Origin of the sequence: Methylobacterium aquaticum, from assembly GCF_001043915.1 — a bacterium.
Lineage (GTDB): Bacteria > Pseudomonadota > Alphaproteobacteria > Rhizobiales > Beijerinckiaceae > Methylobacterium > Methylobacterium aquaticum.
The window spans coordinates 1-1,548 of record NZ_LABX01000398.1 but is presented as its reverse complement, the minus strand read 5'-3'; the positions used below and the strand labels follow the sequence as shown (position 1 = coordinate 1,548).

Annotated in this window: 1 protein-coding gene; it reads right to left on the bottom strand. The window is 70.4% G+C overall.

What is annotated here, in order from left to right; genetic code table 11:
- Window positions 1–1,529: hypothetical protein (locus tag VP06_RS32780; RefSeq protein ID WP_197093348.1), on the bottom strand; the 1,529-nt coding region annotated here is incomplete at its 3' end.
- Between the last annotated feature and the right edge of the window lie 19 nt (window positions 1,530–1,548).

Sequence of the window (1,548 nt, the reverse complement as noted above, 5' to 3'; positions counted from 1 at the left end):
ATAGACGTTACCCCCATCGTCGGCGGAACGGCTTCGCGTGCCTTGTCCCGGGTGGGAGCCACCTCCGGAAAGCACGCCTCGATGTCGGCGGGGCTCGCGAGCAGCACGCCTTCGGGCGCCATCTCGGCCCAGGCGCCGACCTTCGCCTCGTCCCACGACACAACCGCATCCACGCTGAGCGGCAGCGGCACGTCATTGATGATGTCGACGAACGCGGGGGCGTCAGGACCGCGGCGTAGAGCGCGAAGCCGGCCGATGGCCTGGATCAGCCCGGCTTCGGTGATCTGCCAGCGAAGCGCCTCGGCGACGGGGTCGGGGTGATGTTCGTGCTCCACTCGCACCGTGTCGCCCGACGCCAGCCGGATCCCGCCTTCGGCCCGTGGGTACCAGGCGCCCCCCGCCTCGCCCTCGGGCAGCGCCTCGGTCACCTCCCCGGTGATGATGCCGGCCAGCGGCTCGACGATGCGCGGCCCCGGCTGCAATCGGCCGATGCAGATCAGCCCGCCAGCCGTCGCCCACCGATCGATCCCGGCGACCGCGCCGAAATGGGCGGTCTCGACGTTCTCCGGCAGGCCGATCTCCGAGAGCTTCGTCACCAGGGCTTGAGGCGCAATCACGACCACGATGCGGGGGAAGGCCAGCGCGGCGCGCAGCCGGATCAGCCGCATCAGGTCGACCACCGACCGGCGGGGCATGTCGAATTCCTTTCCTTCGATGATCCCGAGCTTGCGGGCGGTGATCGGGGCGCCGACGATCTGGCGGGTGCGGACGTAGGGGCTCCACCGCGCCGCGATATCGGCGCGCACCTCGACGGGATGGCCGAGCACGGGGGCGAGCAGCGCCGGCTCGGGCAACGTGGCATCGAGGAGGAGAGCGGGGGCCGACCACGAGGTGCGGACCGTGCCGAGGGAGCGGCGTTCGATCACCCGGCACTCGGCCTCGCGATCGTACCGGAGATAGAGGCGCCCGGAGGCGGCAGCGCTGCCTTCCAGGAACGTGCGCAGCTCGGCCCAGAGGCCGGCGAGGAGGCGCATTTCCTTGTTGTGCGCGGCAACCGCTGCCGCGGCTGCCTTGCGCGCCTTCGGGGGCATCCCCGGGGTGATCCCGGGTTCTCTCTGGCGCATCCACTCGAGGCGGTAGGCGTTGGCGGCGACGGTCTTGGTGACGCCGCGCTGAAGCAGGATTTCCCGGCTCAGGGGGCCGTCCTCGTCGTGAGCCCGGAGCGCGCGGAGCAGCGCACCGCGGGCGCTTTGGATGTCGTTTGCGGCATTGCTGAAGACGCTGCCGTCATCCTCGCGCTCGAACGGAGCTTGCTCGATGGCGTCGAGCGACATACGTGCTGGCTTGTCCGGCAGGGCCCCCATCGTGAAGCCCTCGTCGATCACCAGGGCGTCGGGTTTCGGGATGAACGAGGGGCGGGACTGGAACAGCAGGGCATGGGGGATCAGCCAGACTTGCGGCTTGGCCTGCCGTTGGCGCTGCATCCCGCATTGGCCGTGGAAGGGGCAGAGGTATTGCAGGCCGTCCACCCGCCGCTCGCATACCGCC